The following is a 24522-nucleotide window of genomic DNA, read 5'->3' as shown; positions in this document are numbered from 1 at the left end:
GGGCCTTGATCTCCAGCAGCACCCTCACCTTCGCCGCCAGGTTCATCACCGATGGCTCCCGCACCTAAGCGGCCCGGCAAGCGAAGCCGCCACCAGCCCGCTCGGCCGCCCCGGGGTCCACGGTATGCCTGGAATCGTCATGACGATTGATGTCGGAGGGGACCAACTCCTGAACGGTTCGTACGTGTTGCATCGGTCGCCATGATTATCGATTCCTCCTTCATGCAGCTGCTCGAGGCCACCGAAGCACGCTTTCGCGATCGCCGGCAGGTCCGCGCCGACCACCAGCAGCTGGTCGGCAGCGGCCGCGTGGCCGAGGCCAACCCGGAGGAGCTGGTGGCCTGCCGGATCGCCCGGCTCGGCGGCGGCGGTGGACCGGGCCGGACCGCGCCGACCCTGCAGCGGGGCCTGGAGCGCGTGATGGGCTTCAACGACCTGATGAGCATCCGCTTCCTGGAGGACGGGCTGCGCAAGTCCATGGCCGTGGCCCGGATCCGGATCGCCGCGGCGGATGGCACCGTGCGGGGGTACGGCACCGGCTTTCTGGTCTCGCCCCGGTTGCTGCTCACCAACCAGCACGTGCTGCCCACCCCGGAGGTGGCCGCCGGCAGCCAGGCGGAGTTCAACTATCAGCTGCGGATCGACGGAACGCTGCGGCCATCCCAGACCTTCGCTCTCGAGCCCGGCCGCTTCTTCCTGGCTGATCAGGGGCTGGATTACGCCCTCGTGGCCGTCCGGCCCGACGCCGGCCTGGCCGCCTTCGGCTGGCTGCCGCTGATCGAGGAGCAGGGCAAGGTGCTGGTGGGGGAGTGGGTGAACATCGTGCAGCACCCCAACGGCGAGCCCAAGCAGCTGGCGATCCGCGAGAACCGGGTCATCGATGAACTGGACCTCTTTCTCCACTACCTCACCGACACGGCGCCCGGATCCTCCGGTTCGCCGGTGTTCAACGATCAGTGGGAAGTGGTGGCCCTGCACCATTCCGGCGTGCCGAAACGAACCGCCGGCGGCCAGATCCTCTCGATCGACGCCCGTCCCTGGGAGCCGTGGATGGGGGAACACCGCATCGCCTGGGTCGGCAACGAGGGCATCCGCGCCAGCCGCCTGGTGGCCCATATCCGCTCCCAGGCCGAAGCCGACCCCCGGCTGCAACCCCTGGTCCACGAGCTGCTGGAGGCGCGAGCGCCGGCGCCGGACCCGGACGGGACCCCGCTCCCCTCGGTGGTCCCTCCGCCGGTTTCCCGGCCGCTGCCGCCGGAGCTGGTGGTCCCGCCGGGGGGAAGCCGCTGGACGATCCCGCTCACCCTCAGCCTGACCCTGGGGGAGATGCCGGGCCCCGTCGAGCCTGCCGCCCTGCGACAGGCGCTGATCGACCTGGCCGAAGCCGCCCGGCGCCCCTACTTCGACGCCAGGGCCGATCAGGAGGCGGCCGAGACCTACTACGCCGGGATCGCGGCGGATGGTTCCAGCGGCGATCGCTTCGAGTCCCTCAGTGCCCTGCTGCGCTCGAGCCACACGCGAACCGTCTCCTACAGGCCGGCGGAGCATCTCTACCCGTGGGTGGATCTCCACCCGGATCTGCGTCTGCGCAGCATCTATTCCGGTCAGGAGTTCGATCCGGCGGCGCTGATCCGCGAGGACTTCCGCATCGACCAGGAGCGGAGCCATCAGCTGGAGGCCTTCCTGGGGCGTGAAACGGCGGGCCTCCACCCCCTGACGGCCCGGCAGATCACCGAACAGCGGGAGGGGCTGGAGGCCGCCCTGCCCTACAACTGTGAGCATGTGGTCCCCCAGTCCTGGTTCAACCGCCGGGAGCCGATGCGTGGCGACCTGCACCATCTGTTCACCTGCGAGCGGCGGTGCAACAGCTTTCGCAGCAACATCCCGTACGACGAGTTCCCCGATTTCAACGAGGCCGTGCTGGATCCGTGCGGCAAGCGTGTCGACGATCGGTTCGAGCCGCTGCGGGGCAAAGGCCCGGTGGCCCGGGCGGTGTTGTACATCCTGCTGCGTTACCCCGGCCTGGTGGGAGATCAGGCCGGCGAGATGCCCGCCGCCCGCCTGCCCACCCTGCTGGCCTGGCACCGCGACCATCCCGCCGAGCTCTACGAGAAGCACCGCAATGCGGCCATCTTCGCGCTCCAGGGGAACCGCAACCCCCTGATCGATCAGCCGGATTGGGCCGATCGGATCGCGTTCCAACGGGGGATGGGTTGAGGGGAGGAGCAGCGGTGTGCCCCGCGGATCTCGGCCGCATACCCGGCGTCTTCGGTGCCGAAGACCCGGTCCCAGAGGGTGAAGTAGAGCCCGAAGTGCACCCGCTGCCGGGCGTGATGGATCGAGTGGTGGGCCGGACCGATCACCCAGCGGCCGAGCCAGTGATGGGGAAAGCGCAACGGCAGGTGGTCGAGCCCCAGATGGTTCACGATCGCCCACACCGTCATGGTGGTGAGCACCGCCAGCAGCGTGACCAGGTGCAGCGGCAGCAGCATCACCACGGCGATCAGAAACAGCGCCTGCACCAGGGCCTCGAGCGGATCGAAGGCGAAGGAGGTCCAGGGGGTGGGCTGGCGGGAGCGGTGGTGACCCCGGTGGAACCAGGCGTAGAGGGCGCGGTGATGGAAGAGGCGGTGGGTGGCGTAGAAGAATCCGTCCTGGAGCAGCAGCACCGTGAGGTAGCTCAGGGGCAGATACCACCAGCCGTATTGCTGGGGCTGGCTGTAGAGGCGGGTGAGGCCGAGGCCCTGCAGGGTCATCAGGCTGGCCGTGGCCAGGGCGAACACTCCGGCGGAGAGCACGGAGAGGCGGATGTCGTGGCGAATTCCTTCACCGGCCTGGACGGAGTGGGCATAGAGCAGCCACCAGGATCCACCGGCCACCAGAAAATAGCGGGCCAGGATGATGGTGAAAAAAAGGATTCCGTAGGAGATAAAGGAGTGCGATCCGAAGAATGACGTGATCTCCACGGGATCGATCTGGAGTCTGGTCATGACGATGATCTATTCCCTTTTCCTGCTTCCATCGCCAGCCTAGGTGTGACGCTTCTCGCCAGCCAGCGCGGCCCTGCGGGAACCCGTATCCGCCCTCACCCGGGAGACTCCGACGCGGAGGATGGCGGGGCCGGACGATCGGGGCACTCTGACAGGCGCGGCAGCAACTGCACCAGATTGCAGGGCAGGGTGCCGGCGTCGAGCTGGGCACGGATCAGCCGGTCCCAGGCGGTGGACACGGCATCGAGCGAACCAGGCAGCACGAAGATCACCGTGCCGTTGGCCACCCCCGCGAGGCAGCGGCTCTGCAGGGTGCTGGTGCCGATCGTCTCGAACGAGAGCACGCGGAACAGCTCCCCGAACCCCTCGATCGTCTTGTCGAGCAGGGGGGCCACCGCCTCGGGGCTGCCGTCCCGTCCGGTCAGACCGGTGCCACCGGTGCTGATCGCCACCTGCACCGCCGGATCGGCGATCCAGCCACTCATCACGGCTCGGATCGCGTAGCGGTTGTCGGGAACGCAGCGGCGCTCCTGCAGCCGATGGCCCGCCCCCTCCAGGCGCTGCTGCAGGGCATCGCCGGAGGGATCGCCGCAGCCGGGATCGGTGCTGCGCCGATCGGACACCGTCAGCAGGGCGATGGCGAGGCTCACGGGGGGCTGGCGGCGGCGGCACACGGCAGCATGATCGGCGCCAGGCTGTGGTGCCGCCAGTGGCCGTCCACCTTCTCCGCCAGCAGGGGGGTGAGGCGGAACCGCAGCGGCGTGCTGCCCGCCACATCCACCCGCAGGGCGGAGTAGGGGCGCCGCCGGGTGCTCCCCTGGCCCGAGCGGCCCACGAACAGCTCGGAGCGGGCGACGGGGCGCTCCCGGCCGGGGGGGCCCTCCAGCAGCTCGGCACCCTCCGGGCGCTGGCGCCGCAGGCTGTAGCCGCCGCCGCCGCAGATCACCCAGGGGATGCGGGCGTCGCCGTGGCCGGTGTCGCCGGTGCGCAGGACCTCGAGGCAGTGGGCGTGGCCACCCAGGCCGAGGCTCACCAGGGGGCGGCCGCCGGCCCGAGCCCCCACCCGGCGAGCCACCTGATCCAGCACCCGGCGCAGCTGATGGCGCACGGCGAGCGTCTGGCCCTGGTCCCACTTGCTCGCCTCGGTCACGTAGGGGGGATGGTGAAGCACCAGCACGCGGCCCCGCGCCGCCGGATCGCTCCAGGACGCCACCAGGCCATCCTCCAGCCAGTTCAGCTGCTCCTGATCCACGGCGCCGGCTTCGCCGCCGCCGGCCAGCTGCTTGTCCACATCGCGGATCTCCTCCTCGATCCGCTCGATCGATCCGCCGAGGTCGTCGCGCTCCTCCTCGGCGGCGACGGGATCCAGCAGCGTGTCGTCCAGGCGTCGCAGCCGGCTTGCCCGCGCGGCCTCCAGGCGGGTGCGCATCAGCCGCAGCCGCTCGCGGCGGCGCGGCTCGGGGGCCGCCGGAGTCAAGGGCTGGTTGAAGGTGTTGGAGTCGAGAGCGAACACATCGACGCCGGCCCAGCGCAAGCGGTAGTAGCGATTGGGCAGGCGGGTGAAGCGGCCGGGGCGGTAGTTCAGACAGCGCACGCCATCGCGGAGCCCGTCGTAGTGGCGATCCAGATGGGGGCCGAGCTCCCGCTCCGGCAGGGCGCCCAGTCCATCGAGAAAGGCCCGGGCGTAGGCCTCCCCCACGAAGGAGCCATGGCAGCCGACATCCAGATCGACCACCCGGCCCAGCAGCCGCCGCAACGGGGCGGTGGCCAGGGAGATCAGGCCCAGGGGCACGGGCAGGTCGTAGTAGTCGTGGTTGCCGGGGACGGGCAGGAACGGGAGCCGGAACGTCATGCGGTCGTAGGCGATGCGGCGGGGATCGTCGCCGCCCACCAGCCACTCCCGGTACGGCGTGATGAAGTTCTGCCGGTACTGCTCGCTGGAGCCCACCAGGTACACCACATCGCCGGTATGCAGCACGAAGCGGACCCCCCGCTCCGGGCCGCCCTGGGCAAACAATCCCTCGGCCACCTGCCGCTGCGGGCTGTCGTCGGAGCGGTGGCGCCCGCTGCCGCTGTCCCCCAGCACCAGGAAGGAGAAGGGGTCAGGCCGTTGCGGATCGCCCTCCAGCGCCAGCCGGCAGGGATCGATGCCGCGGCGGGCCAGCTCGGGGTGGCCCCGGCGGCCCCGTTCGTCCATGCGGCGGATCTTGGTGGCGATCGGCGCCTCGGAGGCCAGGTTCATCGCCGGGCCTCGGCGGGGGGCAGCGGGGCGAGCACGGTGAGCGCCTCCGGCAGCGCCCGGAAGCTGACGGCGCCGGCCTCGAGGATCTCGCCGTCGATCACCAGCTTCTGCACCGGGTCGGTGCTGATCGTGATCCGGCTGGCCCGCAGACAGAGCAGGTCGTCGCGGTTGGCGGGGCTGCGCACCACCGCCGAGGCCAGCAGGGAGGCCAGTGTGTTGAACCCCTGCAGCCGCGACTCCGGCATGGCGATGGTGATCTCCAGCAGGCCGTCGTCGGGGATGACCCGGCCGAAGCCCTGGGCCAGCACGGAGCTGGCCGGCGCCACATTGGCCACGGTGATCGCGACGGCCTGCAGGTCGATGGGGCGACCGTCGACCTCGAGGCGCGCCAGGAAGGGTTCCTGGGCCACCATCTGCTGGGCCCCGGCCAGCACGTAGGCCAGCGGACCGAGCATGGTCTTGAGGTCGCGGGAGGCACGATCCACCATCTCCGCCTCGAAGCCGAGCCCGGCCAGCAGGATCATCGGCCGATCGTTGCAGTCGGCGGCATCGAGCCGGCGGGTGTGGCCGGCCAGGATCGTGTCGCAGGCCCCGGGCAGATCGGCGGGAATCCCGAGCGCGGCGGCGAAGGCGTTGGCGGTGCCGCGGGGGAGTACTCCCAGGGGGATGCCGGTGTCGATCACCGCCCCAGCCACGGCGGAGATGGTGCCGTCGCCGCCGCAGGCCACGATCAGGGCGTCACCGGGATCGGTGGCGGGCCGGGCCTGGATGATCGCCACCAGGGCGCGGGTCTGCTCGGCCGGATCCTGATCGGGCCGGGTCATCACCACCGACAGCAGCAGCTGCGGTTCCAGCAGGGAGCGGATCAGGGCCAGGTCGGCGTTGGGATCCCCCTGGCCGGCCACCGGGTTGAACACGACAAAGGCGAGGCGGCTGTGGGCCAGCCCGCGCAGGGCCAGCCCGGCGGTGGCCTCATTCAGCGCCAGCGGAACGTCGCGCAGGGTGCAGGCGCGCAGCAGCAGGCCCAGGTCGGGAGCGGGGGCGAACGGCGCCGTGGGGTCGACGAAACAGATCACCGCCGCGATGCCCCCGGTGAGGATGCGCCCGGCCAGCTGGATGTCGCCGCCATCAGCCAGGGCGTTCAGCTCCCCGATCGCCAGAGCACGGGTGCGGCCATCGTTGCGCAGCCGGTTCGCCAGATCGGCGCAGCTCAGCAACGGCATCCCGGCCAGGGAGGGGGCGTGGGTCCCGAGCCAGTCGAGCAGCGCCTCGGTGCGGGCCTCCGTTGCCAGCAGAGCCAGGGCTGGGGACATGCGCGGCGGCTCGGCGGGGGGCGTGGCAGGCTCCATGGTCGCGGACGGGCGCCACCAACGCTGTCGCGCAACCCGGCCAGGTGTTCCGGGCTGCTCGATCCCGCCGCGACCCTGGGCCGAGCCGCCCTCACCAGGTGTCCGGCGGCAACGACGAGCGTGCCTCCCGCAGCAGCTGGGAAGGTTTCACATGGAAGCGCTGCTGGAAGTCGACGCTGAACAGGCTGAAGGAGCGATAGCCGCACCGGCTGGCGATGCTGGCGACCGTGTCGCCCGGGGAGGGGTTCTGCAGCAGCTGGCGGGCCCGATCGAGACGCTGGCTGCGGATCCACTGGGTCACCGTGCAGCCCAGTCGTTCCTGGAAGGCATATTGCAGCGCCCGGCGGGAGTAATGGCTGTGCTCCTCCAGCCTGGTGAGATTGAGGGGCTCCGACAGGTTGAGCCGGATGAAGTCGATCAGCGCATCGAAGGCGTCCCGTCCCTGCCGATCCCTCTGGGTCAGCCGATCCAGAGGACTCCCGACGCGGACCTCCGGCAGTTGCAGGGCCGCCATCAGGCGATAGATCCGATCATCCGCCTGCAGGCGATCCACCAGGCCCTGGCTGCTGATCAACCGCTCGGCCAGACCGATCTCCTGGCGCAGCAGGTTCTGCAGCGCGATCTCGATCGGATCGGAGCTCGGATCCCAGCTGCGGGGATGGGTGATCGCCTCCTGCCATGCCTCGGGCTGATCGGCCAGGCCTGCCATCGCCTGGGCCGTTTCGAGCAGACGCTCGGGATCCAGCTGAAACACCACCAGGCTGACCTGGGTGCTCTCCCAGGAGAAGGCTTCTCCGGAGAGCAGCAGGCAACCCTCGTCCCCGCAGGACCACTGGCTGGAATCCTGCCGGATCCGCTGGTCGCCCCCATAGCCGAGGAAGACGGTGAGGCCCCGCCGATCGGCCGTCACCAGCCGCGCCGGCGGGAGCACGGCGGCATCCACAAGGAGGCTGCCCAGCCAGGTGCTGACCCCGTAGTGCCACCAGGGCAGTGACGGACCGGCGCTGACCAGCTCCCGCAGGGGCAGCACCGATCCGATCAGCTCCGCGCTGGACTCCAGGCTCTCCAGCAGCACCAGTCGCCGCTGGAAAGGATTCTCCAGGGAGACCGGTGGGGCGCTCATGGCCTGGTGTGCATGGGGGACCTCGGGGGGCCTGTCTAGTTTGAGGATCCTCCAGGCAGACGAGGTTCGCATTGGAGCGAGGCGAACTCGATCATGTGGTGGGCATCGGGGCCTCGGCAGGGGGGCTTGAGGCGATCCAGGAGCTGAGCGGCTCCCTGGTGCCCAACGGCCGGATCACCTACGTGGTGGCCCAGCATCTGGCCCCCGAGCATCGCAGCCGGATCGTCGAGCTGGTGGCCCACGCCACCGACCTGCGGGTGATCACCGCCACCGATGGGGCCCAGCTCAACGCCGGCGTGATTGCCATCGCGCCCCCCAATCATGACCTGGTCGTCGAGGGGGACCGGTTGCGGCTCCGCGAGCCCACCCCCCGCTTCGGTCCCAGTCCCTGCATCGACCTGCTGTTCGAATCGATCGCCGACCAGTGGGGGGACCGGGGGGTGGCGGTGGTGCTCTCCGGCACAGGGGCCGATGGCGCCCGCGGGGTGCGGGCCGCCGGCGGGCTGACGATCGCCCAGGCCCCGGAGGAGGCCAAGTTCGATGCCATGCCCCGCGCCGCCATCCATCTCGATGGCGCCGACCTCGTGCTGGAGGCGAAGGCCATCGGCGCGCGCCTGGCCGAGCTCTGTGCCGCCGGGGCGCACTGGATCGAGGGCCCACGGCTGGACACCGAGCCGCTCCAGCTCAGCGCCGTGACCGGACCGTTGAAGCAGGCCACCGGCATCGACTTCTCCCAGTACAAGGAGACGACCCTGCGCCGCCAGGTGCAGCGCCGCATGGCGATCCGCCAGGTGAGCTGCCTGGCGGACTATCTGCCCCTGCTGGCCGCCGAGGCCGAGGAAGCGAAGGCGCTGCTGCAGAACCTGCTGGTCACCGTGACCAGCTTCTTCCGGGACCCTGCCGCCTTCGAGGCCCTGGGCGAGGCCCTGGCCGCCGGCCTGGATCAGCGGGACTCCCAGGAGCGGCTGCGGGTGTGGGTGCCCGGTTGCGCCACGGGCGAGGAGGTCTACAGCCTGGCCATGGTCATCAGCGGGCTGCTCGGGAATCCGGCCGACCTTCCCACGCTGGTGAAGATCTTCGGCACCGATCTCGATGAGCAGAGCCTGGCGATCGCCCGCCGGGCCGTCTATCCGATCTCGGCGGCCAAGGCCATCCCCGATGAATTCCGGCAGCGCTTCGTGTTCGAGCGGGAGGGCGAGATGGAAATCCGTGAGGTCCTGCGCAGCTGTGCCGTCTTCGCCCGTCATGACGTCGGCGACGACCCCCCGTTCCCCAGCCTCGATCTGATCTCCTGCCGCAACACCCTCATCTATTTCACCGCTCCGATGCAGGATCGTGTGCTGGATCGATTCCGATTCGGCCTGGTCCCCGGCGGTCTGTTGCTGCTGGGCAGCTCCGAGTACCTGGGCAGCCGGGACGCCGGCTTCGAGGTCGCCAACGCCGAGCACCGCCTCTATGCCCGCACCCAGGAGGGGGCGCGGCGGCCGCGGCAACCCCTGGGGCCGTCGTCCCAGCGCGTGCCCCTCCCCATGGCGCCGACGGGCCAGTTCTCGGTGCTGCGCGAGACCGTGCCCGAGCAGCACATGGCGTTGCTCGAAGCCCTGACCCGGACCCTCTGCCGGCCTTGCCTGGTGCTCGACGAGCATCACGATCTGGTGGAGGTGATCGGCGATGTCTCGCCCTACTGCCGGGTGCCCGAGGGTTGGTTGACTGCCGCCGCCAACGGCTTTCTGCGGCCCGAACTCCAGCCCGAGGCGCGGGCCCTGTTCCTGATGGTGCGGGCCGATGGAGTGGCGGTCAGCAGCCAGACCCTGCGCCTGGATGACCTCGACGGCGCCCTCCGCCTGGAGGCCCGGCCCCTGCGTGTGGGGGAGCGGAGTCTGACCCTGCTGACCTTCGTGACACCGCCGGATGACACCGAAAGCGGGGCGGCCGGAGCTCCGCTGGCGGTGCGGGATGCCGCCTTCGACGAGGAGATCGAACGGCTGGAGCGTGAGCTGCTGGGCAGTCAGGAGACCCTGCGGCGCTCCCTGGCCGAACTGGAGCAGGCCAACGAGGAGCTGGAGGCCTCCAACGAAGAGCTGCAGGCGACCAATGAAGAGCTGGGCACCCTGTACCAGCAACTGCGGGCGCGCAGCGAGCAGCTCGAGCAGCTCAACGTGGAGCTGGAGAACATCCAGACCTCCCTCAGCCAGGGCATGGTGATCGTCGATCAGCGGTTGTGCGTCACCCGCTTCTCCCCGCTGGCTGTGCGGGTGTTCGGCCTGGTCCCGAGTGACATCGGCCTGCCGCTGCTGGGGATTCCCACCACGGTGTCGTTACCCGGGCTGCGCGAGGCACTGCAGGCCGTTGTTGATGGCAGGCCTCGCCACAGCATCGAGGCCAGCAGCGAGGCCAGCAGCGAGGACGTGTCCTACCTGGTCCAGGTGCTGCCCTACCTGGAGCGGGACGGCCGCCGGCGCGGCGCCATCATCACGCTCACCGATGTGTCCGAGCTGGTGGGGCTCCGGCAGGCCGCCGAATCGGCGCTCAGTGAATTCTCCAGCCTGACCGACGCCCTCGATGAGGCGGTCTGGAAGTTCGATCCCAGCCAGAATCATCTCCTCTACGTGAGCAAGCGGATCCACGCCCTGACGGGATGGACATCGGCCGAGGTCTGCGACCGGCCCGGGCTGCTCGATGGGGCCATCGACCCGGAGGACCGCCTCCGGGTGCAGGAGGCCCGCGACCTCGGCCGCGGCAGCTGGTCGGTGCGCTATCGCCTCACCACCCAGGATGGCCGCAGGATCTGGGTGGCCGAATCGGCCCGGGTCGTGAAGGACGGTCCAGGCCGTTTCGTGGTGGGAACCCTGGCCGCCCTGAGCGGGGTAGAGGCCCTGGAGGGGGGCTCCCCCGAACGTTCGGCCGTGTTCGAAGCGGTGTTCCAGGCCGCCGGCGTCGGCGTGGCCGTCTGCAACGCGCAGCGGCAGGTCACGATGGCCAACGAGGCCTTCGCCCGGATGGTCGGAGTCGAGCCGGGATCGCTGGTGGGGGTGCCCGCCGCGACGTTCTGTCCACCGGAGGCGATGGAGGGCCTGATCGCAGCGGCACCGGTGAGCGGCCGCCACCTGGAGTTCCGCAGCCGGGATGGATCGGTCCGCCCGGTGGAGGCGGAACTCCGCCCGCTGGGGGGGCGCCGGCCAGACGGTCTTCGCGCTCATCCTGAGGGATCGATCGTGAGGCCATGTAGTCGAGAGGTGCTGATTTGTCGCCCCGGCGCAAGGCGCCGGCCCGGTGGAGCGAATTCACCGGAACTTCCATAGAATCTTCATACAAATTCAAGAAGATGGCTGCTCGCCATGGCGGGAAGTCAGGCCCTTGATTAAGGGTCTGGCCAGCGAGAATCCGCTGCCCTGATCGCGTTCATCCTCTGCAGATCACCCGCAGGGCCGGAAGCCCTGCACGACTGTTTCGCCGCCTGCAGGAGTGACCTGCCCCATCCTTCCGCCCCGGCTGCCGTCCCTCCCCCGCCGGCTTCCGAACCACCCTCCGGGTTCCCGTCATCGCTTCCGATGGCTCCGCGTCGATCACCCCTGCATGGACCTGGCCTGCACTCCCCCGTGACCTCCCCTGTCCCCCAGGCTGACGGTGATCCGGCCCAGCCCCTGGATGATCTCCGCTGGGTCTGGACCCTGTTCGTGTGCGGCATGGCCGACCGCTCGGCCGCGGCGATGGTCGGAATCCGCAGTCTCTGCGATCGGGCGCTTCACGAACGGGTGACGCTGCGGATCACCGACGTCCAGTCGGATCCCCGGGCCGCGATCCAGGCCGGAGTGGTGGCCATCCCCGGCCTGCTGGCGGGTCGCCCACCATCGCCGGTGTCGGTCACGGCGGAGTCCAGCGACCGCGATGGGCTCAGCGGGACCATCGCTGGCCTCGAGGCGGAGATCGAGCAACTCAAGGCCCTGCTGGCGGTCATCACCGCTGGCGCTCCCGATGCCCTGCTGCTGGGTGGCGGCGAGGCGGCCGGCACCGGCAGGCTGTACACCCAGACCAGCGCCAACGATCCCTACCGCCTGTTCGTGGAGCAGATGGCCGAAGGGGCCGCCACTCTCAGCGGCTCCGGCCTGTTGCTCTACACGAACCAACGGCTGGCGGATCTGCTCGGGCGGCCCCGGGAGTCCCTGCTGGGCCGCCTTCCACCTGCTCCGGCCCGACGCCCGCGCGGTGCGGGTTCTGGGGGCCGTCCGGGGGCTCCGCAGCGAAGGAACCGCCCGCTTGAGCCTGATCGTCACGGATCTGAGCGGCCTCCAGAGCGACGGCCCCCTGGTGCCCCGGGCCGCCGAGGGCCCCCGGCTCGAGCGCTGGTGACGGCCAGGGCTTCCGGCAGCCAGCCTCCATCCGGATTGGAAGTGGCCTCAGCCGTTTCGGTCCGTCGCTCGATCGGTCCCGTCCTTCGATCGACCGCCTGCCAGCCCGGGTTCAGGCAGAGCTGCCGATCGGTCAACCTGTTCGGGTGGCGCCCCTGGGGCGCAAACGCCCGTCTGCTCCAGCTCCGATGCCCCGTCCCTCCCCCTCCGCCCGCCGCATCGTCCGCCTGGCCCTGGGGCTGGCCGGGCTGGGCGCGGCCTGGTGGGGGTTTTCCGTCGCCGCCCAGGCGCGGACGCTGCGGGTGGGCGTCGCCGGCTCCGCCCCCTTCGTGATCCGGCAGGGGGCCTCCACCGAGGGGATCAGTGTGGATGTCTGGCGGGACTTCGCCTCCGCTGAGGGAGTGCCCTACGAACTGGTGCCCCAACCGTCCACGGGGGCCAGCCTCGAGAGCGTGGCCAGGGGGACGCTGGATGTGGCCATCGGTCCGATCAGCATCACTCCGGATCGGCTGATGATCGATGGAATCGAATTCACCCAGCCGTACTTCATCAGCCACGTGGGGTTGCTGGTGTCCGAATCAACCCCGGGCCTCTGGAGGCGGCTCCGCCCGTTCTTCGGCTGGGCGGCCCTCTCCTCGGCCGGTGTGCTGCTGATCTGCCTGTTCACGGTGGGAAATCTGATCTGGCTGGCGGAGCATCGGGATAATCCCGATCATTTTCCGCGTCATTACATCCGTGGCGTGGGCAATGGCATGTGGTTCGCCCTCGTCACCCTGACCACCGTGGGCTATGGCGACCGGGCCCCTGTGACGGGGGTCGGCCGCTGGATCACAGGCCTGTGGATGGTCGTGTCCCTGATCGCCGTCTCGTCGATCACGGCCGGTCTGGCTTCGGCCTTCACGATCTCCCTGGCCCGGCTGGGCGGCACGCGTCTGACCGAGCCGGCCGACCTGCGTGGGGCTTCGATCGCGGTGGTGCGGGGCACCACGAGCGTGAAATGGGGCACCCACTACGGTGCTCGGCTGACCAGGGCGGGCTCCCTGGCGGAGGCCATTGACCTGCTGGAGTCCGCCCAGGTGCAGGGGGTGATCTTCGATCGGCCCGCCCTCAAGTATCACCAGCTCCAGCACCCCGATACCCGGCTGAAGCTGGCCCCCTTCACCCTGGCGACGGAACCCTATGGGATCGCGATTCCCAGCGGCAGTGCGCTTGAGCGTCCGCTCGACATCGCCCTGGTGCGCATGCAGAGCCAGGGCCGCACCAGCGACATCGCCGATCGCTGGATCGAAGCGTTGCCTGGCCAGTGAACGCCCGAGCAGGAGTCCTGATCCAGCCCCGGCTCGGATCCGACGGATCCTGAGGCGCCAGGGCGTGCTGTGGCTGGCGGAAGGCGCGGGAGATCTTGATACGCTTTCGGAGCGGACACCACCCCCCACCGGGCCCATGGGCGTCACCAGAATCAATCACCGTTTCGCCGGCTGGCTGGCCGCCTTCGGCGCGGCCTGCCTGGGCCTGGGAGGCTGTGATCCAGGGAAGCCGCTGGCATCCCCAGCACCGGGCGGGGACCTGCAGCCGCCGGCTCCGGCCAACGCCCCAGCCCCGCTGCAGGATTCCATCCTGCGTTCGGGCCGGTTTGTGGATGGTGAGCATCCCACCCAGGGGGAGGCACGAGTTGTCAAGCGCAATCAGCAGCGAATTCTCGAGTTGGATTCAACCTTCTCAACCTCCACATCCGGCCCTGATCTGGTTGTGATTGTTCATCGATCAAACGATGTGATCGGCTCAAGCCTGCCCCCCGCTTTTCCGATCGACGAGGATGACTATGTGATTCTGGCCCCCCTGAAGGATTACCGTGGAGCCCAGAGTTATCGGATTCCAGATCAGATTGATCTCGACGACTATCCATCCGTTGCGATCTGGTGTCGTCGCTTCAATGCCACCTTTGGAGCGGCTGCGCTGAAGCCCTGATCCTGAGCGGTGGCGGCGTCCGGCCTTGGCCCCCGATCTCGAGAGCGAGTTCATCCGTGTCAGGGTTGGCCGGAGGCAGTCCCATCGATCCGGTGGCCTCTGCGCCCGGTCCAGCTGTTGCTCCCGCCCATGAACCTGTCTGCTCCCCTTCCCCGCTCGCTGGTGCTGGGCCTCGCCTTTCCGGTGGTGGTCCTGAATCTCTGGGTGTTCAGCTCGCTCTATCGCGCCTTTGAAGGCGTGTTCTCCACCTTCATCCTGGCGGGGGTGATCGCCCTGATTCTCAACCTGCCAGTGCGCCAGTTGCAACAACGGCTGGGCTTCCAGAGGGCCTGGGCGATCGGAGCGGTGTTCCTGCTGTTCAGCGGCGGCGTGGTGCTCGCCAGCGCCACCGCCCTTCCCGTGCTGGCGATTCGCTTCATCGGGTTCGCCCAGGTGCTGCCGGAGTGGATTGATTCCAGCGTCAGCCGGTTGGTGCAGGTGAGCGGCAGGGCCAACGAGGCGGGCTTGCCCATTGATGCCGCCGCGATCATCGAGGCGGTGGCGGCCAATGTGAAGGAGCAGCTCGAGAGTGTGCTGCTCGGCATTCCGGGCTTCATCTCCGGGTCCCTGGGCAGTTTCTTCAGTATCTTCTTCCTGTTCGTGCTCACCGTGTTCTTCCTGATCTATGGCGGTGAGCTGGTCCGGAACTGTCTGGTTTCCTGGTTGCCGGGGGGCCGGGGCCCCGCAGTACTCAGCGTGCTCCGCCGCAATTTCAACAGCTACATCTTCAATCAGCTGGTGCTGGCGGTGGTGCTGATCTGTGCGCTGACGCCCACACTGCTACTGCTGCAGGCCCCGTTTCCAATCCTCTCGGGTGTGGCCATCGGCCTGATGGGATTCATTCCCTTCGGTGCGATCCTGGGCATACTGCTGATCAGTGCCCTGTTCCTGTTCAAGAGCTTCTGGCTGGGTCTGAGAGTGTTTGCCGTGCTGATCCTGGTGGATCAGGTGATTGAAAATATCCTGCCTCCCCGGCTGCTGGGCAAGCTCACCGGCCTCAATCCGATCGTCATTCTCTTTTCGGTGATGGTGGGCGCCACCCTGGCGGATTTCTACGGCCTGATCACGGCCGTCCCGATCGCGGCCACCATCAAGGCCCTGCTTCTGGTCCCCAGCCCAGCCGCTTCCGCCGTCGCCTTGAGCGGTGCCACCACCGGCTCCGAGGGCCCCTCCGCCTGAGGGGCTCCCCCGCCCGACGCCCCTAGGGTTGCGCTGCCCATCAATGCCCCGGGACTGGACTGTCATGGATGCCATCGAAGCCATCTACGCGCGCCGGGCGGTGAAGCATTTCGACCCCTCCCATCGCCTCACGACCGAGGAGGAACGCCTGCTGCTGGAAGCCACGATCCAGGCCCCCACCAGCTTCAACATTCAGCACTGGCGCTTCGTGATCCTGCGCGATCCCCAGCTGCGGTCGACCCTCCGCAGCCAGTACGGCAACGATCAGGCCCAGATCACCGACGCTTCGCTGCTGGTGCTGTTCACCGCTGATCTCAAGGCCTGGTGCAAGGAGCCCCAGCGCTACTGGGCCGAGGCCCCGAAGCCGGTGGCCGAGTTGCTGGTGGGCTGGATGGGCCCGTTCCACGAGGGCAGGGAGTGGTTGCAACGGGATGAAGCCCAGCGCTCGATCGGGCTGGCGATGCAGACCCTGATGCTGGCTGCCACCGATCTGGGCTATCAGAGCTGCCCGATGATCGGCTTCGAGATTGAGAAGGTGGCAGAGCTGATTCGTCTGCCGGAGGATCACGTGATGGGTCCGATGGTGGCCATCGGGAAAGGAACTCAGGATCCCTGGCCCAAACCGGGTCAGGTGCCGCTGGAGCAACTGGTGGTGGAGAACGGATTCTGAGTGGTTCTGGCGTTTGGCCCCGGGAGCGGGGAGCGGGGACGTCGGGCTGCATCGAACGCCCCGCTGATCCAGCTCGTTCCTCTTGTCGATGGGTGGCGGGCTGGCCGGGCAGCGGCTGGAGATGGGGGTCAGGTTCGGTGCCGGGATTCTGCTGCTGAGCGTGTTCCATCGCTCCTGCGCCATGGATTGGCGGTGTCTGGGCTGCCCACGGCCGCACCGGCGGATGGGCTTGAGGCCCCTCTGGAGTTGAGAATGATGGCCGTGGTCACCAGCCTCCGAGCTGCTGCAGAGGTGGTCCAGGCCCGGATGGTGGGGTGGATCCATCCGCGGCAGTCCCCCGGACAGCCTTGAGCCCGCCCTGAATGTCGAAATCAGTACAGGACTGCCCTGGCCGGATAGCATCGAGAATCGACTGAAAATGCCTCCATCATGCGTCAGGCTCTTCGCAGGTCCGCTTTTGTTCTTTCAGGCGCAGGTTTTGTCATCGCCAGCCTGATGGTTCCCTTCTCCGAAAGCGCTCGTGCCGAAGTTCTGGTGCGCGCTCAGGGCCGCTGCAAGCTGATGAGCGGTGGCTACGAAGCTTTCAATGGATACTGCAGCTTCAAGCACAAACAGTCCGGCGGTGTGGATGCCTTTGTCGTCAAGCTGGATGACGGCACTGATTTCAATTTTACAGGGCCCAATCCCCAGGCTTTGCGTGTTCAGACCTACGCCGGAATCCGCAGTGTCCAGCACAGCGCGCAGCCGAACCATGATGTCTTCAGCTGGAACGATGGCGAACCCCGCAAGCTCTCGGTGCGGCTCGATCGTGTCGAGAATCCCGACGCCCGTTTCGATAGTACGGATCAGCAGGTTGATCCCGGTTCGCTCGTGGGGGCGGCCGTGGGCGCCCTGATCGGCAGCCTGATCAGCGGCAAGCCGGTCACCACCTTCGAGGCCACCACGGCTGGAGCCCCCGTTGCCGATCCCAGTCGCTGGTGGGTGTGCGGGGACGCTCGGCCGAGGCCACGCTCACGTCCAAGGGTTACACCGATCGGGGCGGCACCAAGCTGGGTGACAGCTCCTTCACCTACTGGGAGCAGCCCCGCACCAACAACTGCGTAGCCGTTCGGACCACCGACGGGCGCTATCAGTCCGTCACCTACACCAAGACGAGCGACTGCAACTGAGCCATGGCGGCGGCGTGATCCCAGGATCGAACCGTGCACACCCTGCGCTTCGAGGCGTTGATCCAACCGCTGGGATCCTTCGGCAGAAACGGGGGATCGAGGAGGAGGTTGCCTCATCTGGTGCACCTGTTCGCCCCCAGCGGCCCTGCGGGGATGGATCGGGCGGAGCCGGCGGCTCGTCGGATCCGCAGAGGCTCGCCAGGGTGAACCGGCAGACGGGGCTGAAAGGTCCCACCAGGCCTTCTGGGAGCAGACTCTGGAGGCAGTGGAGGGGCTGGTCTGTCGTGGTGATCAGGGAGCTGCGGGTGGCTGGGGACAGGCTCAACAACAGAATCTGGACCAGGCGGAAAGAACTCGGCTCTGGTGCGGCGCGTACCCATGGGTCGGGAGTTGGAGCCCTGATCCAAGGAGATGCTCCGCGGAGGCGGAGGTCGATGGGCCTGTCGAGAACAGCGGCCACTGCACCCAACCTCCTGGGCAGCGGATGGCGCCATCCGGATTGGCCCGGTCTGCCAACTGAGCTTGCCGGTCAGGTCCGCCGACCAGGCGGCGGGACCTTCGGGGCGTCTGGATTCGGATCAGAGCCGTCGGTTGGGGGAGAGAGGTTGACGGCTCACGGCGCAGACGGAGGCGAACCCCAGCAGATCTTCCAGCTGTGATGGTTTGGCAAAGCAAGGACCTCCTGAGGCTGGGGTGCTGACCACCCAGACAGCATTCCATCGCGCCCCTGGGATCGGCAACAACAACCGAAGGCCGGTTAGGCAGTTGTTCATGGATCACCGTTGCGTCGGTGATACCAAAGAAGTGGTTGGCTTCCTGGCTCGAGCAGTGGATCAGGCTGGCTGCTTCTGGCAGAAGTTTGAATCGGCGTAGAACTACTGGGCTCGGAGCAGAGCCAGCTGGCAGGCCCCAGAAAGACGGCTGCCAGGTCACTTCAAGGTCCATATGGATTCCTCGGGCCCGCGCCCGTTTGAGCGGAAGGCTCATCGCCATCGGGTTCGAGATCTCGTTGAGGGAATTGGTGGTCCAGAGAAACCAACGGGCCGGATCCTAACCAGCCTATTCGACTCTGCCAGAGTTTCCTTAACGGATTCACCTTGGATTCAGGTCCGTTTTGCATGCTTTTTGTGTTTCATCTCCAGCAGGGCTATCTAGAATTATCCTGGCAAGTCGTTAGGGTGACAAGCGGTTAGGGCAAGCACGCTTTGTGTGGATAATGGACCCGCCAAAAGGCGTTATTCATACAGGAGGAGCGAGCCGGCCATCCTTGAGCGGATGGTGAAGAAAACGGATGCCGGCATTCCTCAGACGCGGCCTGTACAGGTTCTACTTCTACAACCATGAACTCATTGAGTCACCCACATACATGTAGATCGAAGACAGCACTCTTGAAAGGTTTGGCTAATACTATTTGCGCTTTCTTCGAGTCTTGGATTTAAAGCCAGGCAGCTTCAAGAGATTGACCGGCTTGTCCACTTCAACAGCGGTAGCCTATTGAAGGCATGGGAGGGAGTTGGTTTCATGGCTAACCTTGGGGAGCGGTTATCGAGGTTGCCTGCGCAGGGGACAGGCTGATTGTCGACCTCGCGGATGGACGCTCCATCTCAGTGCCTCTGACTTGGTCCCCGCTCCTGCTGCATGCCACCGCCCGAGAGCGCGACAATTGGCAGATGGCTGGAGTTGGCTTTGGAATCCACTGGCCAGCTATTGATGAGGATCTGACAGTGGGGGAGGCATCGGCTGCGAACGGCTCGGCGTCCCAGAGCGCCTGACCGGTCTGGTCCATCCTGCAGCGGATGGTCTGAATCTGGCCCAGGGAAGGTCCAGCACGACACGGCTACGATGGCCATCGCGGAGCGGCGTGTGGGCTTCACCTTGCCCTCGACTCACGCAGGCTCCGGCCGCGGCTCTGGTCGCGGCTGACGATCGAGCCCAGGTCCTCCCCGGGCGGGAGTGCGGGAACGTCCGGAGGGGACAGCGGCGGGCAGAGCAGAAGGCCACCAAGAATTGCTGTGCTGCAGTGGGTTTTGCCAATGCGCGATCACAGGATCGAACTGTGGACATCCTGCTTGTAAGGCAGGCGCTCTACCGCTGAGCTAATCGCGCGTTTCCCCACTCTGCCGCCACACTCGGCCCAGGTCGCCTGGACCCCCACCGCCCATGGCCAGCGGCCGCCGCCACGATCGCGCCACCTGGCTCCTCGCTCTGCCCTTCGGGCTGCTCTGGTGGCCGTGGCTGGGCCCGGCCGGCGCCGGCAGCGCCGCCGGCGCCTTTCTGGTTGGCGGCCTCTGGCTCTCCCCCGACCTGGACATCCGCTCCAACCCCAGCCGCCGCTGGGGCCCGCTGGCCGTGCTCTGGTGGCCCTACCGCCGCCTGCTCTCCCACCGCTCACTGCTTTCCCACAGTCCCCTGCTGGGCAGCGGCGGCCGGCTCCTCTACCTGGCCGCCCTGGCGCTAGGCGGCAGCCTGCTGCTCCGGCCGCTGGGGACACCGGGGCCCGCCGCGCTGCTGGCGGCCGCCACCGCGCTCTGGCAAGGACAGCGGCCGCTGCTGCTCGCCGCCATCGTCGGGGTGGAGGCCAGCAGCTGGCTCCATCTGCTGCTTGATGGCGACCCCGACCCGCCCTGGCCCGGACGCCGGCGGATGAGAAGGTGAGTTCTGCTGCCGGCCGGCTGTTCCGTGATGCCTCCCTCCGATCCGGTCCCCTCCGATCCGGCCGCCACCGCCCTGGCTGCGCTGATCGCCGTGGTGGAGCGGCTGCGCGATCCCGAGACCGGCTGCCCCTGGGATCAGGCCCAGACCCACGCCTCGCTGATCCCCTATGTGCTGGAGGAGGCCCATGAGGTGGCCGATGCGATCCGCCACGGTGAGGACGCCCATCTGGCCGAGGAACTGGGTGACCTGCTCCTCCAGGTGGTGCTCCATGCCCGCATCGCCGCCGAGCGGAAGGGCTTTGATCTGGCCGCCGTCGCCCGGGGGATCACCGCCAAGCTGGTGCGACGCCATCCCCACGTGTTCGAACCGGGGGCCGCCGTGCGCAGCTGGGACGCGATCAAGGTCGAGGAACGGGCTGCGGCCACCGGCGGGACCGACCCGCGCCCCGAGAGTCTGGGCGCCCGTCTGGCCCGCCGCAGCCGCGGCCAGAGCGCCCTGGCGGCGGCGATGACGATCTCCCGCAAGGCCGCAGGGGCCGGCTTCGAGTGGGACACGATCGAGGGCGTCTGGGGCAAGGTGCATGAGGAGATGGCCGAACTCGCCGAGGCGGTGGCCAGCGGCGATCGCGACCATGCCCAGGCGGAGCTGGGCGATGTGCTGTTCACCCTGGTGAACCTGGCCCGCTGGTGCGGCCTCGAGCCGGAGGAGGGGCTGGCTGGAACGAATCGGCGCTTCCTGGATCGGTTCTCCCGCGTCGAGGCGGCCCTGGGGGGCGAGCTTCAGGGCCGGAGTCTGGAGGAACTGGAGGCCTTGTGGCGCCAGGCCAAGGCCCAGATCCGGGCCGAGGATGGCTTGATTACAGACGCCACCAGCGGGGCCACCGGCGACCCTGGGGTCGGTTCGGCGGAGTCCGGATCAGCCGTCTGACGAGTCCGTGTCGCGGGAGGGCCGCGCCCCCCGCTGGGCCTTGCGGGTCGCGCGTAGCCGCTTGGCGCTCAGACGGCGCTCCACCGAGCCCCTGGTGGGCCGGGTGCGCCGCCGCGGCGGCGGTGGCGGCGCGATCGCCTCCCGCAGCAGCTCCACCAGGCGTCGCTGGGCTGCCTGGCGGTTCCGCCACTGGGAGCGGTGCTCCGAGGCGGCGATCACCACCGCCCCATCGAGCAGCTTCCCCGCCAGCCGCCGCAGGGCCCGCTCCCGCAGCAGCTCGGGAAAGGCGGTGGAGGCCGCCAGCGGGAAGACCAGCTCCACCCGCGAATCGGTGGTGTTGACGTTCTGGCCGCCGGGGCCGGAGGAGCGCGAGAACCGCCAGCCCAGCTCGGCCGCCGGAATCACCAGCTGATCGTTGACAGGCAGATCGGACACGGCAAGTGGGGAGGGCTTCAGATCAGCTCCACCTGGCCGCTGGCCAGATCGAACACGGCCGGTTGGATCCGCAGGCGTGCCGCCTGGACAGCCTGGCGCAGCACGGCACTGCGATCCACCAGCTGGGCGGCGGTGTGGCCGGTGTTGTGGCGGATCGCCTCGGGCAGGTCATCGCCGTTCTGCAGCGCGGCCCGGATCGGCCGCACCAGGCGCTCCAGCAGGGGCGTGAGCGGATCGGCGCCCAGGGCCGCCGTCACCGCGCCGCAGCCGCTGTGCCCCAGCACCAGGATCAAGGGCACGGCCAGTTCGAGCACCGCGTACTCCAGCGAGGCGATGCCTTCATCGAAGGCCGTGTTGCCGGCGCAGCGGATGTCGAACAGCTCCCCGGCCCCCGCCGCGAAGATCCACTCGGGTGCCACACGGGAATCGGCGCAGCTGAGCAGCGCCGCCCAGGGCCGCTGCCCCTCGGCCATCGCCCCCGGATCCACCTGGCAGCTCGCCTGCCAGAGGGCATGCATCCGCCTGGCCCGGCCGGCCGCGCTGGGTGTGCCGGAGGCGGCCTGCCAGGCCGCGCAGAACCGGCGATTGCGATCCATCAGCGTCAGCAGGGGATCGGCGGCGGGGGCACAGGCGGCCAGGCGGCGCTCCAGGGCGGGGTCCAGGGCCGGTGAGGCCTCCGCGGCCGCCGGCCGCAGCAGCGGCAGGGCCAGGATCCCGGCCGTCCGGCCCGCCTGGCTCAGCAGCTCGCGTCGGGTCGTCGGCATCGGCGGATGACACGGTGTTCCCCCGGAGGCTTAGCTAGGGCAGAACGAGGAGTCAGCGGTCATGGACCAGCAGAGCGGCTGGGTCGACGAGATCCACGGGGGTGTCCGCTATGGCCTGGCCGCCTCGGTGCTCCTGGAGCGCACCAGCCCCTACCAGCGGGTCACCCTCATCGACAGCTCCACCTACGGCAAGGGTCTGCTGCTGGACGGCTGCTGGATGACGGCGGAGCGCCAGGAACGGCACTATCACGAGCCCCTGGTCCATCCCGCCCTCTGCGGAGCGGCGGCGATCGAGCGGGTGCTGGTGATCGGCGGCGGCGACGGCGGCACCGCCCGCGAGTGCCTGCGCCACCCTGGCGTCCGGCACCTCGACATGGTGGAGATCGACGGCCTGGTGGTGGAGCTCTGCCGGGAGCATCTGCCCTCCCTGGGGGGGGGCGCCTGGGACGATCCCCGCTTCCATCTCACCATCGGCGACGGCATCGCCTGGGTGGCGGCCGCTGCCGATGCCAGCTACGACGTGGTGATCGTCGACGGCTCCGACCCGGCCGGGCCGGCCGAGGGACTGTTCAACCGCGATTTCTTCACCCAGTGCCACCGCATCCTGCGGCCGGGCGGAGTGTTCGCCACCCAGAGCGAATCCCCCGAGGCCTTCCGCCAGGTCCACCTCGACACGGTTCACCTGCTGCGCGAGCTGTTCGGCCACGCCGATCCGCTCTATGGCTGGGTGCCGATGTATCCCAGCGGCTGGTGGAGCTGGACCTTTGCCGCCACCGACGGTCCCCGCTACCGCAACCCGCTGCCGGAGCGTGCCGCCGCCGTGGCGGATGGCTGCCTGATCTGGAGTCCCCGCTGGCAGCGGGGGGCCTTCGAGGCCGTGCCGGCCGCGATCGAGCGGGACCTGGCCGGCCGATGAGCGTTCCCGATCCCGCCCCTCGCTTCGACACCGAGGGCGCCATCTTCATGGGGGCCCGGCGTGTCCCCGCCGGCTGCCGGGTGGCCCTGTTCGGGGTGCCCTACGACGGCACCACCTCCTTCCGGCCCGGCGCCCGGTTCGGTCCCGCCGCGATCCGGGAGGTGAGCAATGGCCTGGAGTCCTACGACCCCCAGCTGGATCTGGACCTCGAGGAACTGGCCTTCGCCGACCTGGGTGCCGTCGAGATTCCGTGCGGTGCCCCTGAGCCCGTGGTGGAGGCGGTGCGCCGGGCCACCCGGGCGGTGCTGGCCCTGGGGCCGCACCCCCTGATGCTCGGCGGGGAGCACTCGATCAGCAGCGGCGCCGTGGCGGCGGTGGCCGAGGTGTACCCCGATCTGGTCCTGGTGCAGCTCGACGCCCACGCCGATCTGCGCGACACCTGGCTGGGCAACCGCCACAGCCACGCCTGTGCCATGCGCCGCTGTCTGGAGGTGCTCCCCAGCGGAGACCTGGTTCAGATCGCCATCCGCAGCGGCACCCGTGCCGAGTTCCAGGAGCTGCGCAGCCAGGCCCGCCTGGTGGGGGAGGCCGGTGGGCCGGCGCCGGAGCCGGCGGGGCTGGGCCAGGCCGTGGTGGCCGCCCTCGCGCCCCTGCGGGGCCGCCCGCTGTATCTCACCGTCGATCTCGACTGGTTCGATCCGGCGGTGTTGCCCGGCACCGGCACACCAGAGCCGGGGGGATTCCACTGGGGCCATTTCGCCGCCCTGGTGGAGGAGCTGCGCCACCACCGGCTGGTGGCGGCCGATGTGGTGGAACTGGCCCCCGCCCTCGATCCCAGCGGCGTCAGCGCCGTGCTGGCCGCCAAGGTGACCCGCAGCCTGGTGCTGCTGCTGGGCCGCGCTCAGTAGCTGTAGAAGCCGCTGGAGCGCTGCTCCCGCAGCCGTTCGTGCTGCTGGCCGATGAGCACCACCGCCAGGGTGGGGTGGTTGTGCAGGAGGTTGAGAAAGCAGAGGCGCTCCAGCTTCACCAGTTCCACCGGGGTGCGGGCGATGGCGGCCGTACGGTAGAAACCACCACGCCAGACGATGTCCTGGTAGCTGAACAGTTCGCCATGGCGATAGCAGAGCCGGTCGCCGGAGGGATTGAGCAGCTCCACGATGCCCTTGCGGACCCCGTAGATCGCCCCGGCGATGTCTCCCTGCTGAAAGATGGGAGATCCCGTGGGAAGGGTGAGCGTTTCGCCCTCCACCTGGGAGGCCATCAGGTCAACCGGCGTTGCGGGTGAGAGTGTGAGCAACCATCCACCTCCTGAGGGTGTGGGGTAATCCACCAGCATGGCGCCTGCAGGAGCATTCAGCGGCCAACTGGAGCACCCTTTCGTATGGCGACAGCTTTGCGCATCCGATGGGATCGGGCCAGGGCGGCCGTCGGCCGTCAACTGGCCGCCGCCAGCAGCTCCGTGAGGGCCAGCTGGCGATCGGCCAGCACCGGACGGGCCAGGATCGAGGCTCCGTCGAGCTCGGGCAGCTGGGGGGGCCGGGCCGTCCAGTGGTGGCACCAGAGCTCGGAGGCCAGTTCGGCATGGATGGCCAGCCGCCGCATCCGGCACCAGCTGTCTTCGGCACCACCTGCCCCTAGACCCGAGGGCAGCAGACAGTGCTGACAGCTGCGACAGTTTGGGCGGTGGCCCATCGGCGTGTCCCTTCCGGGCTCCTCAAGGTATTGAGCTAATGGCGTGGTGGCCAGC

Annotated in this window: 23 protein-coding genes and 1 tRNA gene; 13 read left to right on the top strand and 11 right to left on the bottom strand. The window is 68.8% G+C overall.

All coding sequences use genetic code 11. The annotated features are described in order from the left end of the window. Positions 1-201: 201 nt before the first annotated feature. Complete coding sequence (locus tag ACWJI7_RS06250) at positions 202-2217, top strand: endonuclease (protein WP_479936262.1); 2016 nt, start codon at positions 202-204, stop codon at positions 2215-2217. On the opposite strand, the gene ACWJI7_RS06245 is transcribed toward ACWJI7_RS06250, so the two are convergent. The 5 genes from ACWJI7_RS06245 to ACWJI7_RS06225 form a co-directional block, all read right to left on the bottom strand. Further along, on the bottom strand, positions 2169-2990 hold the full coding sequence (locus tag ACWJI7_RS06245; protein ID WP_479936261.1) for a sterol desaturase family protein: 822 nt from the start codon (positions 2988-2990) through the stop codon (positions 2169-2171). The two genes, ACWJI7_RS06250 and ACWJI7_RS06245, sit on opposite strands and share 49 nt — an antisense overlap. Before the next feature lie 95 nt (positions 2991-3085). Continuing rightward, on the bottom strand, positions 3086-3640 hold the full coding sequence (gene moaB, locus ACWJI7_RS06240; RefSeq protein ID WP_479936260.1) for a molybdenum cofactor biosynthesis protein B: 555 nt from the start codon (positions 3638-3640) through the stop codon (positions 3086-3088). Further along, positions 3637-5232 carry a metallophosphoesterase family protein gene (locus tag ACWJI7_RS06235; RefSeq protein ID WP_479936258.1) on the bottom strand — a complete coding sequence of 532 codons (1596 nt, stop codon included), beginning with the start codon at positions 5230-5232 and terminating at the stop codon, positions 3637-3639. The genes moaB and ACWJI7_RS06235 overlap by 4 nt, the downstream gene beginning before the upstream one ends. After that, on the bottom strand, positions 5229-6581 hold the full coding sequence (locus ACWJI7_RS06230) for a YegS/Rv2252/BmrU family lipid kinase (RefSeq protein ID WP_479936257.1): 1353 nt from the start codon (positions 6579-6581) through the stop codon (positions 5229-5231). The genes ACWJI7_RS06235 and ACWJI7_RS06230 overlap by 4 nt, the downstream gene beginning before the upstream one ends. Before the next feature lie 91 nt (positions 6582-6672). Then, on the bottom strand, positions 6673-7704 hold the full coding sequence (locus ACWJI7_RS06225; protein WP_479936255.1) for a helix-turn-helix transcriptional regulator: 1032 nt from the start codon (positions 7702-7704) through the stop codon (positions 6673-6675). A gap of 95 nt (positions 7705-7799) precedes the next feature. On the opposite strand from ACWJI7_RS06225, the gene ACWJI7_RS06220 reads away from it, so the two are divergent. From ACWJI7_RS06220 to ACWJI7_RS06195, 6 genes are all read left to right on the top strand, one after another. Next, positions 7800-11006: a CheR family methyltransferase gene (locus ACWJI7_RS06220; protein WP_479936253.1), complete on the top strand. Its 3207-nt coding sequence runs from the start codon at positions 7800-7802 to the stop codon at positions 11004-11006. 297 nt (positions 11007-11303) lie between these two features. Further along, positions 11304-12386 carry a circadian clock KaiB family protein gene (locus ACWJI7_RS06215; RefSeq protein WP_479936252.1) on the top strand — a complete coding sequence of 361 codons (1083 nt, stop codon included), beginning with the start codon at positions 11304-11306 and terminating at the stop codon, positions 12384-12386. Next, on the top strand, positions 12356-13360 hold the full coding sequence (locus ACWJI7_RS06210; protein ID WP_479936459.1) for a transporter substrate-binding domain-containing protein: 1005 nt from the start codon (positions 12356-12358) through the stop codon (positions 13358-13360). Before ACWJI7_RS06215 ends, ACWJI7_RS06210 begins: the two co-directional genes overlap by 31 nt. A gap of 136 nt (positions 13361-13496) precedes the next feature. Further along, positions 13497-14021: a DM13 domain-containing protein gene (locus tag ACWJI7_RS06205; RefSeq protein ID WP_479936250.1), complete on the top strand. Its 525-nt coding sequence runs from the start codon at positions 13497-13499 to the stop codon at positions 14019-14021. A gap of 129 nt (positions 14022-14150) precedes the next feature. Continuing rightward, on the top strand, positions 14151-15239 hold the full coding sequence (locus tag ACWJI7_RS06200; RefSeq protein WP_479936248.1) for an AI-2E family transporter: 1089 nt from the start codon (positions 14151-14153) through the stop codon (positions 15237-15239). A 64-nt stretch (positions 15240-15303) separates the two neighbouring features. Next, positions 15304-15909 (top strand): nitroreductase family protein, encoded by a 606-nt coding sequence (locus tag ACWJI7_RS06195; protein ID WP_479936246.1) that lies wholly within the window; start codon positions 15304-15306, stop codon positions 15907-15909. Between the two features lie 465 nt (positions 15910-16374). Here ACWJI7_RS06195 and ACWJI7_RS06190 read toward each other — a convergent pair whose 3' ends face one another. Then, the gene (locus tag ACWJI7_RS06190; RefSeq protein WP_479936244.1) at positions 16375-16662 is read right to left on the bottom strand and encodes a hypothetical protein; all 288 of its coding nucleotides are present in this window, start codon (positions 16660-16662) and stop codon (positions 16375-16377) included. A gap of 224 nt (positions 16663-16886) precedes the next feature. On the opposite strand from ACWJI7_RS06190, the gene ACWJI7_RS06185 reads away from it, so the two are divergent. Further along, a complete protein-coding gene (locus tag ACWJI7_RS06185) occupies positions 16887-17078 on the top strand; it encodes a hypothetical protein (protein WP_479936242.1) in 192 nt (63 codons plus the stop codon). A 1544-nt stretch (positions 17079-18622) separates the two neighbouring features. Next, positions 18623-18850: a DUF2442 domain-containing protein gene (locus tag ACWJI7_RS06180; protein WP_479936457.1), complete on the top strand. Its 228-nt coding sequence runs from the start codon at positions 18623-18625 to the stop codon at positions 18848-18850. Positions 18851-19112: 262 nt separating this feature from the next. Here ACWJI7_RS06180 and ACWJI7_RS06175 read toward each other — a convergent pair. Further along, positions 19113-19184 (bottom strand) — tRNA-Val (locus ACWJI7_RS06175). 54 nt (positions 19185-19238) lie between these two features. Here ACWJI7_RS06175 and ACWJI7_RS06170 point away from each other — a divergent pair. Both ACWJI7_RS06170 and mazG read left to right on the top strand, forming a co-directional pair. Further along, entirely contained in the window at positions 19239-19733 is a 495-nt protein-coding gene (locus ACWJI7_RS06170) for a metal-binding protein (protein ID WP_479936241.1), read from the top strand. 27 nt (positions 19734-19760) lie between these two features. Then, the gene (mazG, locus tag ACWJI7_RS06165; protein WP_479936456.1) at positions 19761-20660 is read left to right on the top strand and encodes a nucleoside triphosphate pyrophosphohydrolase; all 900 of its coding nucleotides are present in this window, start codon (positions 19761-19763) and stop codon (positions 20658-20660) included. Here the strand turns inward: mazG and arfB are convergent. Then, on the bottom strand, positions 20649-21095 hold the full coding sequence (gene arfB / locus ACWJI7_RS06160) for an alternative ribosome rescue aminoacyl-tRNA hydrolase ArfB (RefSeq protein ID WP_479936239.1): 447 nt from the start codon (positions 21093-21095) through the stop codon (positions 20649-20651). The two genes, mazG and arfB, sit on opposite strands and share 12 nt — an antisense overlap. A gap of 17 nt (positions 21096-21112) precedes the next feature. After that, positions 21113-21859: a carbonic anhydrase gene (locus ACWJI7_RS06155; RefSeq protein ID WP_479936237.1), complete on the bottom strand. Its 747-nt coding sequence runs from the start codon at positions 21857-21859 to the stop codon at positions 21113-21115. Positions 21860-21920: 61 nt separating this feature from the next. Between ACWJI7_RS06155 and speE the strand changes: the two genes are divergently transcribed. Then, the gene (speE, locus tag ACWJI7_RS06150) at positions 21921-22775 is read left to right on the top strand and encodes a polyamine aminopropyltransferase (RefSeq protein WP_479936235.1); all 855 of its coding nucleotides are present in this window, start codon (positions 21921-21923) and stop codon (positions 22773-22775) included. Further along, complete coding sequence (gene speB / locus ACWJI7_RS06145) at positions 22772-23683, top strand: agmatinase (RefSeq protein WP_479936233.1); 912 nt, start codon at positions 22772-22774, stop codon at positions 23681-23683. The genes speE and speB overlap by 4 nt, the downstream gene beginning before the upstream one ends. On the opposite strand, the gene ACWJI7_RS06140 is transcribed toward speB, so the two are convergent. Together ACWJI7_RS06140 and ACWJI7_RS06135 are read right to left on the bottom strand one after the other, a co-directional pair. After that, positions 23677-24036, bottom strand: coding sequence for a cyclic nucleotide-binding domain-containing protein (locus ACWJI7_RS06140; RefSeq protein WP_479936231.1), 360 nt, complete (start codon positions 24034-24036; stop codon positions 23677-23679). The genes speB and ACWJI7_RS06140 overlap by 7 nt on opposite strands. Before the next feature lie 173 nt (positions 24037-24209). Further along, positions 24210-24377, bottom strand: coding sequence for a hypothetical protein (locus ACWJI7_RS06135; protein WP_479936229.1), 168 nt, complete (start codon positions 24375-24377; stop codon positions 24210-24212). Between the last annotated feature and the right edge of the window lie 145 nt (positions 24378-24522).

It is taken from the genome of Cryptocyanus atlanticus LEGE 06306 (genome assembly GCF_056633155.1).
The sequence above is the reverse complement of the archived record's forward strand: the minus strand, read 5'-3'. Positions and strand labels throughout refer to the sequence as shown.